At 66.4% G+C, this 15,381-nt stretch carries 10 protein-coding genes and 1 tRNA gene; 5 read left to right on the forward strand and 6 right to left on the reverse strand.

Annotation, left to right across the window (positions count from 1 at the left end; all coding sequences use genetic code 11):
• The first annotated feature begins 115 nt into the window (after positions 1-115).
• The gene (locus tag ACFFWD_RS30360; RefSeq protein ID WP_376971627.1) at positions 116-1,798 is read left to right on the forward strand and encodes a Na/Pi cotransporter family protein; all 1,683 of its coding nucleotides are present in this window, start codon (positions 116-118) and stop codon (positions 1,796-1,798) included.
• On the opposite strand, the gene ACFFWD_RS30365 is transcribed toward ACFFWD_RS30360, so the two are convergent.
• From ACFFWD_RS30365 to ACFFWD_RS30380, 4 genes are all read right to left on the reverse strand, one after another.
• Positions 1,799-2,137 carry a lipid-A-disaccharide synthase N-terminal domain-containing protein gene (locus tag ACFFWD_RS30365; RefSeq protein WP_376971629.1) on the reverse strand — a complete coding sequence of 113 codons (339 nt, stop codon included), beginning with the start codon at positions 2,135-2,137 and terminating at the stop codon, positions 1,799-1,801.
• On the reverse strand, positions 2,137-2,898 hold the full coding sequence (locus ACFFWD_RS30370) for a glycosyltransferase family 2 protein (RefSeq protein WP_376971631.1): 762 nt from the start codon (positions 2,896-2,898) through the stop codon (positions 2,137-2,139). The genes ACFFWD_RS30365 and ACFFWD_RS30370 overlap by 1 nt, the downstream gene beginning before the upstream one ends.
• Positions 2,899-2,967: 69 nt before the next feature.
• Positions 2,968-3,813, reverse strand: coding sequence for a phosphatase PAP2 family protein (locus ACFFWD_RS30375; protein WP_376971633.1), 846 nt, complete (start codon positions 3,811-3,813; stop codon positions 2,968-2,970).
• 1 nt (position 3,814) lies between these two features.
• Positions 3,815-5,557, reverse strand: a complete 1,743-nt coding sequence (locus ACFFWD_RS30380; protein ID WP_376971635.1) for an ArnT family glycosyltransferase — start codon at positions 5,555-5,557, stop codon at positions 3,815-3,817.
• Between the two features lie 144 nt (positions 5,558-5,701).
• Here ACFFWD_RS30380 and ACFFWD_RS30385 point away from each other — a divergent pair, with 144 nt between their 5' ends.
• Positions 5,702-6,517, forward strand: a complete 816-nt coding sequence (locus tag ACFFWD_RS30385; RefSeq protein ID WP_376971637.1) for an aspartyl/asparaginyl beta-hydroxylase domain-containing protein — start codon at positions 5,702-5,704, stop codon at positions 6,515-6,517.
• A 13-nt stretch (positions 6,518-6,530) separates the two neighbouring features.
• On the opposite strand, the gene pbpC is transcribed toward ACFFWD_RS30385, so the two are convergent.
• Together pbpC and ACFFWD_RS30395 are read right to left on the reverse strand one after the other, a co-directional pair.
• Positions 6,531-8,642 carry a penicillin-binding protein 1C gene (gene pbpC, locus ACFFWD_RS30390; protein WP_376971639.1) on the reverse strand — a complete coding sequence of 704 codons (2,112 nt, stop codon included), beginning with the start codon at positions 8,640-8,642 and terminating at the stop codon, positions 6,531-6,533.
• Between the two features lie 98 nt (positions 8,643-8,740).
• On the reverse strand, positions 8,741-13,948 hold the full coding sequence (locus ACFFWD_RS30395) for an alpha-2-macroglobulin family protein (RefSeq protein WP_376971641.1): 5,208 nt from the start codon (positions 13,946-13,948) through the stop codon (positions 8,741-8,743).
• A 347-nt stretch (positions 13,949-14,295) separates the two neighbouring features.
• Here ACFFWD_RS30395 and ACFFWD_RS30400 point away from each other — a divergent pair.
• The 3 genes from ACFFWD_RS30400 (at position 14,296) to ACFFWD_RS30410 (ending at position 15,325) form a co-directional block, all read left to right on the forward strand.
• Positions 14,296-14,372 (forward strand) — tRNA-Arg (locus ACFFWD_RS30400).
• Positions 14,373-14,855: 483 nt separating this feature from the next.
• Positions 14,856-15,005 carry a hypothetical protein gene (locus ACFFWD_RS30405; protein WP_376971643.1) on the forward strand — a complete coding sequence of 50 codons (150 nt, stop codon included), beginning with the start codon at positions 14,856-14,858 and terminating at the stop codon, positions 15,003-15,005.
• A gap of 29 nt (positions 15,006-15,034) precedes the next feature.
• Complete coding sequence (locus ACFFWD_RS30410) at positions 15,035-15,325, forward strand: DUF3551 domain-containing protein (RefSeq protein ID WP_376971645.1); 291 nt, start codon at positions 15,035-15,037, stop codon at positions 15,323-15,325.
• Positions 15,326-15,381 lie beyond the last annotated feature (56 nt).

Here is a 15,381-nt window from a genome sequence, read left to right on the forward strand (position 1 = left end):
GACGCCCCAGATCGGACGTGCTGGCCGCATTTCCTGAGGGAACAAAAGGGGTTGATCCCCGGTCATTTGACGGTAGCCTGATCTTACGACTCGATTTGCCGGGACGCGAACGGGCATGGGTACCGTGGTTCTACTGGACTTATTAGGCGGCGTGGCGCTGCTGCTGTGGGGCCTTCACATGGTCCACAGCGGGATTCTGCGCGCCTTTGGCCCCGATTTGCGGCTCTTGCTGGCGAAGGCGTTGAACAACCGCTTCACCGCCCTGGCCGCCGGCCTCGGCCTGACCGCCCTGCTCCAGAGCTCGACGGCAACAGCCCTGATCACCAGCTCCTTCACTGCCGAGGGGCTGGTCGGTCTGGTGCCGGCGCTCGCGATCATGCTGGGCGCCAATGTCGGAACGACGCTGATCGTCCAGGTGCTGTCCTTCAACATCGCAGCCGTCGCGCCGGTGCTGTTCATCCTCGGGCTGGTGGCGTTTCGCAGCGGGCCGCGCTCCCGCATCAAGGATCTCGGCCGGGTCTCGATCGGGCTCGGGCTGATGCTATTGGCGCTGCACATCCTGCTTGACACGCTGGCGCCGGCCGAGAACGCCCCCGGCGTCCGCGTGTTCCTGAACGCGATCACCGGCGACCCGGTGCTCTGCATCTTCTTCGGCGCCGCCGTGACCTGGCTGGTCCATTCCAGCGTCGCCAGCGTGCTGCTCGTGATGTCGCTGGCCTATTCGCAGTTCATCTCGCCCTATGCGGCGTTCGCGCTGGTGCTTGGCGCCAATCTCGGCAGTGCGATCAATCCGCTGGTGGAAGGCGCGCGCCGCGACAATCCGGCGAGCTACCGCCTGCCGCTCGGCAACCTGATCAACCGCATCGTCGGCATTCTCCTGATCGCCCCGTTCCTGCGCCCGCTCACCGAGCATGTCCACGCCTGGCAGCCCGACCTCGCCAAGGCGACCGCGCAATTCCACGTCGCCTTCAACGTCGCGACCGCGATCCTGTTCATCGGGCTGCTCGACGGCCTGGCGCGGCTGCTCACGACGCTGCTGCCCAATCGCGTGCAGGAAACCGATCCGTCACGGCCGCGCTATCTCGACGAGAGCGCGCTCGAGACGCCCTCGCTCGCGCTCGCCGACGCCGCGCGCGAGGTGCTGCACATGGGCGACCATGTCGAGGTCATGCTGCGCAACGTGATGGCTGCGATGATGACCAACGACCGCGCGCTGGTCGATCAGGTGTCGCGGATGGACAACAGCGTCGACGGCCTCGACGAGGCGATCAAGCTCTATGTGACGAAATTGACCCGCGGCAGCCTCGACGAGCGCGAGGGCCAGCGCGCCATGGAGATCATCGCCTTCGCAATCAACCTCGAGCATATCGGCGACATCATCGACAAGAATCTGAGCGAACTCGCGACCAAGAAGATCAAGCGACGCCTGCAATTCTCCGCCGACGGCGCCGAGGAATTGTCCGCGTTCCACAAGCGGACGATCGACTCGCTGCGGGCAGCGTTCGGCGTGTTCATGTCGGGCGACGTCAACGCGGCGCGCCGGCTGCTTGCCGAGAAGGCGGCGCTGCGCAGCGCCGAGCTCTCCGCGACCGAGCGGCATCTCGAGCGCCTGCGCGAAGGCCGCCCCGAAACCATTGAGACGACCTCATTGCATCTCGACGTGCTGCGCGATCTCCGCCGCATCCATTCGCATATCTGCTCGGTCGCCTATCCGGTGCTCGACGCGGCCGGCGAACTGGCCGCGTATCGAACGAGCGAAGCCGAGCTTGCCGCACTGCCGGCGCCCAGCCGGCCCTGATCAGCGCTCGAGCGTCTTCGACGCGCTGCCGCGGCTCTTCAGGATCAGCATGATGTTCCTGATGTAGATCAGCGTGGCGAGCCCCTGCCCGATGATGATGACCGGCTCGCGCTTGGCGAGGCCGTAGACCAGCGTCATCAAGCCGCCGCCCATCGAGAAGAACCAGAACGCCATCGGCACCACGCTCTGGCCGGCGCGCTCGCTCGAAATCCATTGCACGAGGAAGCGCGCCGTGAACAGCAGCTGCGCGACGAGGCCGAATGCCAGCCAGAAGTCGAACTTGGCGACGAAGACGTCGTAGAAATAGGCACTCAGCGCCTGGCCGTATTGAATCAGCATCACGTCACCTCGGTCACGACCGGCACTTCAGTCACGACGGGCGTCGGTTTCTTGCGGCGGATCAGCCACCACACGCCGGCGAGATCCATGATCCCGATCCAGAGCCGGTCGAAGAAACCGTAGTTCGACACGCCGGAATGGCGCGGACGGTCGACCACGTCGACATAGGCGATCTCGAATCCCTCGCGGCGGACCAGCGCCGGCAGGAAGCGGTGCAGCCCGTCGAAATAGGGCATCGACAGGAACACGTCGCGCGGAAACGCCTTCAGCCCACAGCCGGTGTCGCGGGTGCCGTCGCGCAGGATCGCGCCACGCACGGCATTGGCGATCCGCGACTGCATCTTCTTGAAGCCGGTATCCTTGCGCCCGACCCGCTGGCCCGCGGCAAGGCCGACGCGGCCGTTGCCGCGCTCGATCGCCCCGATCAGGTCGGGCAGGAACGCCGGATTGTTCTGCCCGTCGCCGTCAAGCGTTGCGACGATCGCGCCGCGCGCCGCACGCACCCCGCTGCGCACCGCCGCGGATTGTCCCGATGAGGTGACATGCCGGAGCTGCCGGAGATTGGACCGCTGCGCCATGATCGCCGCGAGCCGTTCGCCGGTCGCATCGGTCGAGCCGTCGTTGACGTAGATGATCTCGTAAGCCCAGCGGCCGTCGAGCGCAGCCGCGATCTCCGCGATCAGCGGCGCGATATTGTCCGCCTCGTTCCGCACCGGCACAACGATGGAAACGGCGACCGCGGTCTGGTCGGATGGAGGCAAATCGATACTCGTGGTTGGCGTTGGGTTCGCGGCTGGAACCTGCCCGATCCCGCCGTCGGGCGACCGCTTTTATGGGGCGAAGGCGCTCCCCGCAACCCTTTTGAGGCGCCCCGGCGAGGGCCCCGACAACGGCACAATGGCGCCGCCTTGATGGATGGCGAAACCAAGGCGGCGGGCAGCGAACCAGTACCTGACCGTCATGGCGCCGATTGTGCCGACCAGCGCGCCGGCGACGACATCGCTCGGATGATGGGCCAGCAGCACGAGCCGCGTTGCCGCGATCATGATCGCGTAGAGCAGCATCGGCATCCGCGCCTGCGGCCACACCGCCGACACCGCAAAAGCGAGCGCGAACGCTGTGGTCGCGTGTCCGGAGGGAAAGCTCGTATAGGCCTCGCTGCCGGCGAAGTGCTGGAAGTTGAACGCATCGGCCTTGCCGCCGACGAACGGCCGGCCGCGGCCGACCGACCTTTTGATCACCTCGCCGACCGCAATCGAAAAGGCGACCGAGAGAAACAGATATTGCAGGCGCGTGCCAAGGCCGAGCACGGTCGCGCGCGGAACGCCGCGCAAGGCCGGCGCCACGAGTGCGACCACGACAAGCAGGACTCCCAGCGTGGACAGCACATATTCGTCCTTGCCGAAATCGGTCAGGATCCGCACCCACCAGAGGCTCGGCGTGCCGCGCGGCGGCATCAGCGCGATTTCCTGGACGTCGAATGTGTACATCAGCGTGATGATCACTGCACCGATGCCGGCCGTGAGCAGCAGCACATGACGTGCGGAGCGCCGCCCCGCCTCCGCCCGCCGCGAATGCGACGGCGTGCGCACGAGCTGAGCAAGGGACAGCCACGCCAGTGTCAGCAATCGTCCGACGTAGTTGGCGGATTCCGCGGTCGCTGGCGTCTGCGGCATGTCATTCCGTCCCTTCGGAGCGGAAGATCGCGATCGAGACCGCCTTGCCCTGCGAGATGTTGTAGCCCTCGATGCGCACCGGCGCGTTGTAGCGCAGCCCGATCGCCTCGGCGCGTTGGATGAAGGACCGCTCGGAGCGGGACTCGACCAGCGCGAAGCGGCAGGTGCCCTGCCCGAGGAAATCGGCGGCGCCCGATCCGTCGGTGAGCAGCGTCGAGGTATCCGTCATGAACACAAGGCTCGGCTCGTGGAAGCCCGCAGCCGCCGCCTTCGGGCCGACGCAGGTGACGTTGCGCAGCGCGCGCGCCACCTCTTGGCTCGGAAACATCGTCGTCAGCCGCGGCATCACGACGCCGTAGACGCCCGCAGCCATCAGCGCCGCCGCGATCACGGCGTTGAGCAGCGAGCGTTCGGCGCGGCTGTCCTCGAACAGCCACCAGGCGATCAGGCCGAACACCATGGCAACGGCAAACATCGGCCAGGCCGGAAACACCGGCTGGTGGATCAGCTTGATCGCGCCCACGATCACCAGCACCGCGCCGATTGCGGGGATCGCAAACCACCAGGCGGCACCGCGCATCAGCCAGGAGCGTGACAGCACGCGCCGCTCCAGCGCGCCGGCGGTCAGGATCGCGATCGCCGGATAGAGCGGCAGCACGTAGTGCGGCAGCTTGGTCAGCACAGCCTCGAACACGATCCAGGACGGGATCAGCCAGCCCAGCAGAAACTGTGCACCGGGCTCGCGCCGTGCGCGCCACACCGCAGGTGCCGCCATGCCGGCGAGCGGCGCACCGGGCCAAAACGTGACCCAGAATAGCAGCAGATAGAGCCCGGGCGGCGCGCCATGGGATTCCTGCGCGCCAAGCTTGCTCAACATGTCGCCGCCGACGGAGTCCGCGAAGAAGGTGTCGCCGGCGCGCAGGAAGATCAGCACGAACCATGGCAGCACCAGCACCAGCGTCCACATCAGGCCCCACACCGGACGCATGCGCCCGAGCCACGCCGCGGATTTGTCGAGCAATGCCAGCACCGCGATCGTCAGGCCAACGAACATCAGGATCAGCGGCCCCTTGATCAGGATGCCGACCGCGAGCGCCGTCCAGAAGATCGCCGGCGGTCCCCACGGCGGATGTGCCGGGTCCTCGCCGCGCTGCCAGGACATGTAGACCCGCGCCAGCGCGCCCATCGCAGCGGTGACTGATAACAGCAGCATCGCATCGGTCTTGGCGAGCCGCGCTTCGCCGCCGAGCAGCACGCAGCTCGCGATCATCAGCGCGGCAAGCACCGCACCTTGCCGCGTCACGAAGGCAAGCGCCGTCCAGTAGGTCAAGAGCACCGCGCCGATGGCACCGATCAGCGACGGCACGCGGTAGACCCAGATGCGCACCTGCGCCCGCGGCAGCCCAAGCGCCGAGGCCGTCTTCAGCGACGCCGCTTGCAGCCAGTAGATGCCGACCGGCTTCTTGTAGCGGACGTCGTCCTGGAAGCGGATGTCGACGTAGTCGCCGCTCTCGACCATCTGCTTGGTCGCCTGCGCAAAGCGCACCTCGTCGCGGTCGATCGGCGGGATGGTGAAAAAGCCGGGCAGAAACAGCACCAGACAGCACAACGCCAGAAACAGAATCGCGCGTGGTTGGCTCGCCGTCACGAATTCGAACGCCATGAACAGCCTGCGACTGGAATGCGCAGGTTTTACAGACTGTTGGCCTGCTCCGAAGCGTCGGGGTTGGAGGGTTTCCACCATAGGCTTCGCATACGATGAAACCGCACTGCAAACAACTCCGCATTCCGCCTTTCCCGCCTCACGCTTGCCGTCATCCTAAATGCGGCTTAAGGTTGTTTGAGGGGCGGTTGAGCCCGTATGGTCTGCAGTACGGCGCGTCAACAGATGGCAATCGATCGAAACACCCGTAAGCGGGCACGGCGGATCGCTGTGGCCCTGGTCGTGCTCGTCCCCGTGCTCTATCTGGCACCCCGCTTCGCGCTGTTCTTCCTGGTCTGCGGTGCGCTCGATATCCGCAGGCATTTCAAGATCACCCCCGAGCTGGCCGAGAAGTATTTCCTCGGCAACGGCATCCCGACGTGGCTGCTGTCGCCGATCAACCTGCTCGCCGACCTGCTGTCCGCCCGCAACCTCGGCGCCTATCGCCTGGAAGATCTCCCGGCGGCGCATCGCGCCGAGATCGAGGCCTGCGTCAAGGCGTTCGTCGACAATGGCGAGGTGATCAAGGCCCGCGTCGCCGAGGTGCTCGGCGATCGCAAGCGCGGCATGCTGACGTTCAAATGGTTCGCGCGGCCGCAGGACATCACCATGCGCATTCCCGCGTTCGAACGGGACTACCGCTACATCAAGACTATCGCCGTGTCGGTGTTCAATGTGCGCGAAAAGACCTCATGGCATTTCGGTCCGCTGCGGCTGACGTTCCGTGTGCTCTACAATCTCGATCCGATCGATAGCGACGGCGTCTTCATCAATGTCGATGACAAGACCCACTACTGGAAAGACCAGCCGTTGTTCGTGTTCGACGACACGCTGTTCCACCAGTCGGTCAACGACGCCGACCAGACGCGCTACTGCCTGTTCATGGACATCGTGCGCCCGAACCATTTGCAGCCTGCGTTCGACGCGGCGATCGCGGCCGCGGCGATGATCGCATCGTCGTTCAAGACCGTGTTCTACAAGAACTGGTCGTTCATCCGCTAAATCCCGAGCGAACTCACTGCACCCGGACCACCACCGTGTCGGCGGCGCCGGTGGCGTCGATCACGGTGACGCGGGCAAAGCCCGGTCCGGGCGGCTCGATCAGGCGCTGGCGCCGGCTGTCGATATCGCCGGCCGAGATGCCGTTGACCAACACCGTGAGCGGCAGGACGCCGCCGGCGACCTTGACCGGCATCGCCGCATAGCGGCCGCCGTCCGAGCGGTCGACGTCGATGCGCGAGCCGTTCAGCGGAAACTGGATGTGTGGCGCCAGGTCGCTGCCGCTGCGCACGAGTTCGCCGAGCGGCCGGAAGCGCTTGAGCGGCGCCGGGAGCTTGGCGTTGCTCGCGGTCAGCACGCTCCGCGGCGGCTTCGGCAGGGGCGCCGGAATCCGGCCGGTGCGCGCAAAGGCGTCGAACAGAATTGGCGCGGCGGCGGTGCGGCCGACCAGGCCCGGCACCGGCGCGCCGTCGGGACGGCCGACCCAGACGCCGATCGTGATGCGGCCGTCGAAGCCGACCGACCAGGCGTCGCGATAGCCGTAGCTCGTGCCGGTCTTGAACGCGATCCGGTTGTGCACGCCATTCTCGGGCGGCGGCGTGCCAAGCAGGACATTGCCGACCTGCCAGGCCGCGGCCTGATCCATCAGCCGCATCGGCTCCCGGTCGTCCTTGGCCAGCGCGATCTCGCGCAGCGGCTTGGTGGCGCCGAGCCGCGCCAGGCCGGCATAGAGCTGCGCGAGATCCTGCAGCGTCACGCCGACGCCGCCGAGCCCCATCGCGAGCCCCGGCGCTTCGTCCTTCGGCAGCACGAGGCTGGTGCCGGCCTGCTTCAGCCGCGACGACAGCCGGCTCGCGCCGACGCGGTCGAGCAGCGCGATCGCCGGCACGTTCAGCGACAGTTGCAGCGCCTTGCGTACCGGCACCGTGCCCTGGAACGTCATGTCGAAATTTTCCGGCGCGTAGGAGCCGAAACGGATCGGCCGGTCCTCGATCAGGCTGTCCGGATGCACAAAACCGTCCTCGAAGGCGAGACCATAGATGAACGGTTTCAGCGTCGAGCCCGGCGAGCGCACCGCGCGGGTCATGTCGACCTGCCCTGTCCGCCGCTCGTCGAAATAATCGGACGAACCGACGCGCGCGAGCACGTCACCGGTCTCGTTGTCGACCGCGATGATCGCGACCGAAATGTTCGGCCCCTGCGCAATCGCGCGATCGCGCGCCAGCGCCTCCAGGTTCTTCTGCAGGCCGGCATCGAGCGTCAGCCTGATTACCGGCGCGCCCTTCATGGTGGCAACCGCCTGATCGGCGGAATGCGGCGCCAGGATCGGAATCTGCTTGCGCATCCTCGCGACCGGCACAGCCTTGGCCTGGTCCGCATCCTGCTTCGACACCGTGCCGTCCTCGACCATGCGGTCGAGCACGCGGTCGCGCGCGGCGTGGGCGGCTTCGGGGTTGCGGTCGAGCCGCCGCCGCTCCGGCGACTGCGGCAGCGCCACCAGAAGCGCGGCTTCGGCGAGCGACAGCCGCTTCGGCTCCTTGCCAAAATAGGCGATCGAGGCCGCGCGAACGCCCTCGAGATTGCCGCCGAACGGCGCCAGCGCGAGATAGAGGTCGAGGATCTGGTCCTTCGGGAGCTCGTGCTCCAGTTCGAGCGCACGCACCATCTGCCGCAGCTTGGCGTAGATCGACCGCTCGTGTCGCGGCTCCATCAGCCGTGCGAGCTGCATCGTGATGGTCGAGCCGCCGGAGACGATGTGGCCGGTCGTGACGAGCTGGAACGCGGCGCGCGCCAGCGCCAGCGGATCGACGCCGCCATGATCGTAGAAGCGCTTGTCCTCATAGGCGAACAGGAGCCTGAGATAGGTAGGATCGATCGCGGATTTCGCATCGACCGGAAGGCGCCAGCGTCCGTCGGCCATGGCGTAAGCGCGCAACAGCTTGCCGTTGCGGTCGACCACAGTTGTCGAGACCTGCTTTGCCTGCGCGAGCGGCAACGGTCCGAGCGAGGCGACCCAGCCGGTGAAGGCGCCCACGATCACCAGCAGCGCGACGGTCGCACACGCTGCGATGCGCAGGATGCTCCGGTTCTTCCGCGCGTCATGGCCGGGCTTGGCCCGGCCATCCACGTTTTCCTTGGGCGCAGCCGCAGACGTGGATGCCCGGGCCAAGCCCGGGCATGACGAGGAGAGGTCTGGGCGCGCTTGCTTGCTCATCCCATCTTCGCTCATTTCGCCGGCCGCACCTCGACCGTGCCGGTGCCGCTGCGTCCGTAGCGCGAGGGATTGTACATGTCCTCGACATAGGCCTGCGGCAGCACGTATTTGCCGGGCGAGACCGCGCGCACGACATAGGCGACCGTAAACACCGACTTGTCGTCGGCGGCGCGGTCGATCGCCGCGGTGAAGCGGTCGTCGCGGAACTCGGTGTTCTCGGGCTCCTCGCCGTCCTCGATCCAGTCGAGCGTGCCGGTTTCGCCCGACGACACCAGATGCGGATTGTCGATCTCAAGACCGGCCGGCAGATAGTCCGACACCATGATGTGGCCGAACTCCGGCTTGGCCTCGGTGATCTTCAGCACCACCGCAAAACGATCGTTCTGCTTCGCCTTGCTCACGTCGGCCGGCTTGCCGTCGAGCGTGAAGTAGTCGCGCTCGATCTTGAAGCCGTTGGAGGCGGCTGGCTCCGGCGTGATCGGCGAGCCCGACACCGAGACCACCGCCTGCACCGGCGCATCGCCGGTGTTGGTGATCTTGATCGGCTTGCCGGCCATCGCCTCGGCCTTGTAGCTGCGATAGAGCGCGGTCTTGATCGGCTGGCCGTCGACATCGAGCGTCAGCGTCTCCTTGGCGAGCGCGCGCGCCGCCAGCACCATCCACGCATTCTCCTGCGTGGAGGTGAAGGGCGAGAGCCCACGTGCGGCCTCGACGCGCTGCACCGCCTGCGTCAACGTCGCGCGCGGCGCGTTGCCTTCACCTGCGAGCGAGACCAGCGCCGCGGCATCGCGCAGCGCCGAGCCGTAATCGACGCGGCCGAACTCGATCACAGGCTTCGGGTTCAGCGCCTCGAGAGCTGCACCATAGACCCGCTCGGCACGGCCTTTGTCGCCGACCAGGGCCAACGCTGCCGCAAGCTGCGCCTTGGAGATCGGCGTCGCCAGATTGCTCAGCTTGGTGTCGGCCAGATAGCGCAGGTCGCCGATAGGAGCAGCGCCATTGCGCGCCAGCACGTAGAGGCCATAGGCCAGATCGCGGCCGCCGTCCTTCTCCGGCTCGTTGGCGTTGACCACCGAATTCCTGACCCGGTCGAGCGCGTTCTTGAACAGCACGTCCGGCACTGCAAAGCCCTTCTCGCGGGCCCGTGTCAGGAAGTCCGTGACATAGGCGTCGAGCCAGGCATCGTCGCCGCCCGCCGCCCACAGGCCGAACGAGCCATTGGAGCCCTGCCGTGCAAGGAGGCGATCGATCGCGTCGCGGATGCGCTGGTCGACGGCGGTGTCCATCGCCAGATGCGCGCCGGCGGCGAGATCGTTGACATAGAGCAGCGGCATCGCGCGGCTCGTGATCTGCTCGGAGCAGCCATGCGGATAGCGGTCGAGCGCCTTCAGGATGGTGGCGGCATCGAGCGCGGTCGAGAGACTCGCCGAGATCGACACGCTGCCGGTGCCCGACACGAGGTCGGAGAACATGTCCGACGTCAGCGTCAGGCTCTCGCCCTTGGCGAGCGTGCGGATCGAACGTCGCGCCAGCACCTGCGTCGCCGGCTTGACGTCGAGCGCATAGTGCCGCGCCAAGGTCAGCCCGTTCGGCCCCTTGATGTCGACGTCGAAATTCGCCGTGCCCGCGCCGCCGGCCTCGAGGCCGAGCGACTGCGAGGTGCGCTGTTTGGCGGCGAGCTTCACCGTCGTGGTCGGATTGCCCGAGACTTTCACCGGACCCGACGCCTTGACGCTGATGGCGTAGTCGCCGGCGGCGCCTTCGACATTGTCGATATCCATGCTCATGGTGCCCTTGTCACCATTGAGCAGGAAGCGCGGCAGCGTGGCGGTCAGGACGACCGGGTCGCGCACCGTGACATCGATGTTGGCGCGGCCGACCTTGGTCGCGCTCCACGCCACCGCCATCACTCGCGCGGTGCCGGCGAATTCGGGGATGTCGAAGCTGACCTCCGCGGTGCCGTCGGGACTAACGGTGACGATGCCCGAATAGAGCGCCAGCGGCTTCTGTGTCGGCGGCGAGCCCTGCAGCTCGGCGCCGGCGGAATCGCCGCCGCTCCTGATCTGGCCGCTCGTGCCCTGCATGCCGTCGATCAATTGCCCATAGAGGTCACGGATTTCGGCGGTGAGACGGCGCTGGCCGAGATAGTAATCATCCGGCGCCGGCGGCTTGTAATTGGTGAGGTTGAGGATGCCGACGTCGACCGCGGCGATCACCACCTTGGCGTCTTCGCCCGCGTTGAGCCCGCCGAGCTTGACCGGAATCTTCAGCGCCGAGCCCGGGCGCACCAGCGCCGGCGGCGACAGCGTGACCGCAAGCGTGCGGGTCGTCTTGTCGATGCCGAACCATTTCAGCCCGATCGCGCGGCCCGGCATCCGCCCTGCCGCCACATCGAGCGGACGGCGCAAGGTCGTCATCACATAGGCCCCGGTACCCCAGTCCTTGCCAACCGGGATCTTCACCTGCTGGGTGCCTTCCTTGACGTCGACGCTCTGGGTCGTCAGCAGGCGGTCGCCGAGCACATAGACCGAGAGCTTGCCGGCCGCGCGCGCATTGACCGTCACAGTCATGGCGTCGCCGGAAGCGTATTCCGGCTTGTCGATCGAGGTCTCCAGCAAATCAGGCGTGTCGGCAGAGCCGTCGGAGTACCAGCCGACGTCGAATTGCACCGAGGTCAGCGGGCCGTCGGCATCGGTCGATTTGACGTCGAGGCGGTAGCGGCCGGGCTGCGGCTGGAACGACAGGCGCTGCGGCTTGTCGGCCGCGAGGTTGACGTCGCCATCCGACACACGCCGGGTCGATTTGACCGGCTCATACTCCCAGGACGAATTCTGCCGGTACCATTGGTAGCGGGACTCGAGCTTCAACAGCTCGTAGCGCAACCCGGCGCGCGGCAACTGCTTGCCGTCGGGGGCGATGAACACGACGTCGAATTCGGCCTTGTCACCCTCGGCGACGCTCTTGTCGCCGAACAGCGGCTTGACGCCGATCAGCGAGGCCGCGGGCGCCACCGGAAGCACGATCTTGCGCTCGACCGAGCGGCCGCCAGTCTCCGCCATGCGGATGAAAATCTGCGCCTCCTGCGGCCGGGTCGAGGTCGGCGCCTTTTCCAGCTTCACCGGGAAGGTCGCCTCGCCTTTGGCATCGGCCTCCGGCAGGTTCTCGATCGGGGTCCGCTCATTGCTGGCGGTCTCTTCATCGGCGACGCCGAACTGGTAGTCGGGATAACCCGGCCGGCCCGAGGCTGCGGGCGCGACCAGCATGTCGCCTTCGAGCTGTAGGCCGGAGGCCGGCGCGCCGTAGAGGAAATGCCCGCTGACCTTAAGTTCTACTGGAACTTCAGCTTTGATCAGCTTGTCCTTGGCCGTGAGGTCGAATTCGATCCGCTCGGGGATGTAATCCTCGACCATGAAGGTGGTTTCGCCGACCGAGGCGCCCTTCGGATCGGTGAACACGCGCGCCCGCCAGGTGCCGGTCGGCACCGCGGAATTGAGCGCCACCGCCAAGGTCCGGCCGCCGGCGCCCTGGTCCGGCAGCACGGTGCGGCGGAATTCGACGCCGTCGGGCCGCTCGATCACCATGGTCAGCGGCGTTCCGGTCAGCGCATTGCCCTGCCCGTCGCGCAACAGCGCAGTGAGATAGACGGTTTCGTTGGAGCGGTAAACGCCGCGCTCGGCATAGACGAAGGCATCCGCTCCGGCCGGCGTCACGCGCCCGGCGACGCCGCGGTCGGTCAGGTCGAAGGCGTTGGTCTTGAGGCTGAGGAAGGCGTAGTCCGCCTTCTCGCTCGTCACCGTCAGCAAGGCCGGCGACAGCCCGCCCTCGCCGCGGGCCAAACCCGCCTCGAACAGCACGTGGCCAGCCTCGTCGGTCTTGCGCGTCGCCAGGATCTCGTTGTTGCGGGCGACCAGCCGGACCTCGGCCTTCGCGACCGCCTCGGTCGAAGCGAGCGAATTGACGAAGACGTGGATACCGTCATTGCCGGAGAACGCCGACAGCCCCATGTCCGAGACGATGAACCATTGCGTCGCCAGCGAGCTGTCATCGTCGCTGCCCGGGCTCTTGGGCGCGGCGGTCATGACATAGACGCCCGGTTGCAAATCGCCGAGCGCCTGGTCGACCGGGAATGCGGTGACGACATCCTGGTTCAGCGTGGTCGCGGTCGCGAGCTCGCCGGACCACACCTTCACGCCACGCTCGCCGCCGAGGTCGGAGAGCTGGTAGCGGCTCAGCGTGCGCTGGAAGTCTGAGTCGATCACGGTGTTGATCAGGTTGCGGTCGCCGATCCGGAACACGTCGATCTTGGCCGCCGGCGTGTTGACGCTGACCAGCGGGATGCCGCGCTGGCCGGTGCGCGGCAGCACATAGGCGCGCCCCGTGAAGCGCACAAAGGGTTTGCGGTCGCGGACGTAGATGTTGAACTCGGCCGATTTCGGCAGGCTCTCCTTCACGGTCGACGGCAGGCCGGCGCGCAGATTGATATTGTAGCGCTCGCCGTGCTTCAGCCCGTCGACGCAGAGCTGCTTGCCCTCCGCCGACAGCGCCGGCTTGTCGGTGCCGGCAAGCGCGAGGAACGGCGCGAAGTCGACGCGTTTTGCCAGCTCCTCCGAGAACTGGAAGCAGGCCCGCGGCGAGGCCGAATCGGAATCGACGGTATAATCGAGCAGGCGGAAGCCGTGCTCGTCGCGCATCTTCTCGTACTGGCCCCTGATGTCGGCGACCTCGCGCAGGTCGAGCGACAGGCGCAAGGCATCCAGCGCCGGCCGCCACAGCTTGCGCTCCGACAGCGCGCGTCCGAGGACTGCGAGCGCATCGGCCTCCTCGCCCGGATTGCCGGCGCGCTGATAGGCGATGTAGGCCGCCGTCGAGGCGCGCTCCATCAGGAAGGTCTGCTCGCTCGAGCTCGCCGAGCGGATCTGGAAGACGGTCTTGGCGAGGCGGAGCCAATTGGCGCCGTCCTCCGGCGCTGATGCCGCGATCTGGCCGAGGATCTGCAAACCGCCGCGGAAATCGTTGCGCTTGAACGCGGCGTCGGCGTCAGTCCGCAAGGTCGCGGCCGACTTATTGACCGCCCCCGCCTCGCTCTTGATCTGGGCTTCGAGCTTGATTGCGGAATCGGCGAGATCGTCGCGCTTGAAGGCCTTGTCCGCCGCCTGCGCGAAGCTCAAGCCAAGCGCCAGCGTGGCGCAAATTGCTGCGGCACGAACCAAACCGATCATAATGGAGCTCCCAGGGGTCGCGGACATCAGCCGCGTCATGGACAAAAATGCGCGAAAAGGTGACCGAGTAAAGGCGCTGATATGAACGAGCGAAAACGTCGCAGCCGACATAGCCAAACCGGTCCTCGAGCATGATCCGGACGAACCGGTACCGGGTGTCCGGTCGGATCATGCTCCAAACAACAATCCCCGCCAGGCGGCGGCAGCGAAGTGGCGTAGCCCGGCGCGGCAGGCCGGCCGCCTCAGCGGTCCCCTGCTCGCCTTTGTCGCTTGGCCACAAAAATCGGTTCGGACGGACTTGGCGGAAAAGCGGATTTTTCATATTGGCGGTGTTAGAAGACGGCCAAGGTCCCGTAGCTCAACTGGATAGAGTAGCGGATTTCTACTCCGCGGGTTGCAGGTTCGAATCCTGCCGGGATCGCCAGCCGACCAATTCGCGGATTGGATTCTTGCTGCCAAGCCCGAACGGGCTGCGGTTGAGCCTCACGACTGCGCCGGATCCGCAGTCCCTGATGTGACGATGTTTGGCTCACTAAGTCGTCCCGGCGAACCGCGCCGCTTTGCCCAGGTAGGCACTCAGGCAGCCGAGCCCGGGAGGCCCATCTGGCCGTCGGCCGTGTCGCTGGCCGGCCGCCGCCGGCGGCGAAGCGCGGGAGAGCGATGCCCCTTGCCGATCCGCTTGCGGAGGACCATGCTAAGGCTGGGTTGATCGAAGCGGCTCTCGCGCCCCCAGCGTCCTAGCGACCAGAGCCGATAGTGCCAGTGCCCGACGGGGCCAGCGCCGACAGTGCCAGCGTCCTAGTGGCCAGAGAAAGCGAGCATCGACCTCCGCGCCCCACGCCGCGCAAGCGCTTGCCCGGCGTATCGGGCGCGGTTGGGGTAGTGCGCCAATGCGCAGGAGGTCGCCATGCACCTTCATTCATACCGGGACGAAAGTCACTCCAGACACTTCGACTTGATCGGCCGGAACTGGTCGATTGACCTGATCACCGTAACGGCTGCTGCCCTCCTGGTGGTGGGCTTCGCCTCCGCCGGCATCATCCTGCTGGTCCGCTAAGGCGGCGTCGAAAAAATCTGAAGGCGCAGATGGATGCGTGGTGGGGCATCAAAGAGGTTCTGATGCGCGTTCTGGCCTTGGCGATTTTGGCAATCGGGACGAACTCAATAGGGTCGGCGCCGGCCCAGACGTATGATCCGGCTTATCCGGTTTGCCTGCACGTGTACGGCCGTGGGGCCAATTATTACGAATGCGGCTACACATCGCTGCCTCAGTGCAGCGCATCGGCGGCGGGCCGCCCGGCACAGTGCGTCATCAATCCATATTTTGCGGGCGCGCAAGTGCCAGCAGGTTATCGGCTGCATCGCCGCGTCTACTAGGTCGTGTGGACTCTAAGGATTCCCTTTTAGGAGCAAATCAGATTCAAGGCTGCTTT

Origin of the sequence: Bradyrhizobium erythrophlei (assembly GCF_042430365.1) — a bacterium.
GTDB lineage: Bacteria > Pseudomonadota > Alphaproteobacteria > Rhizobiales > Xanthobacteraceae > Bradyrhizobium > Bradyrhizobium erythrophlei.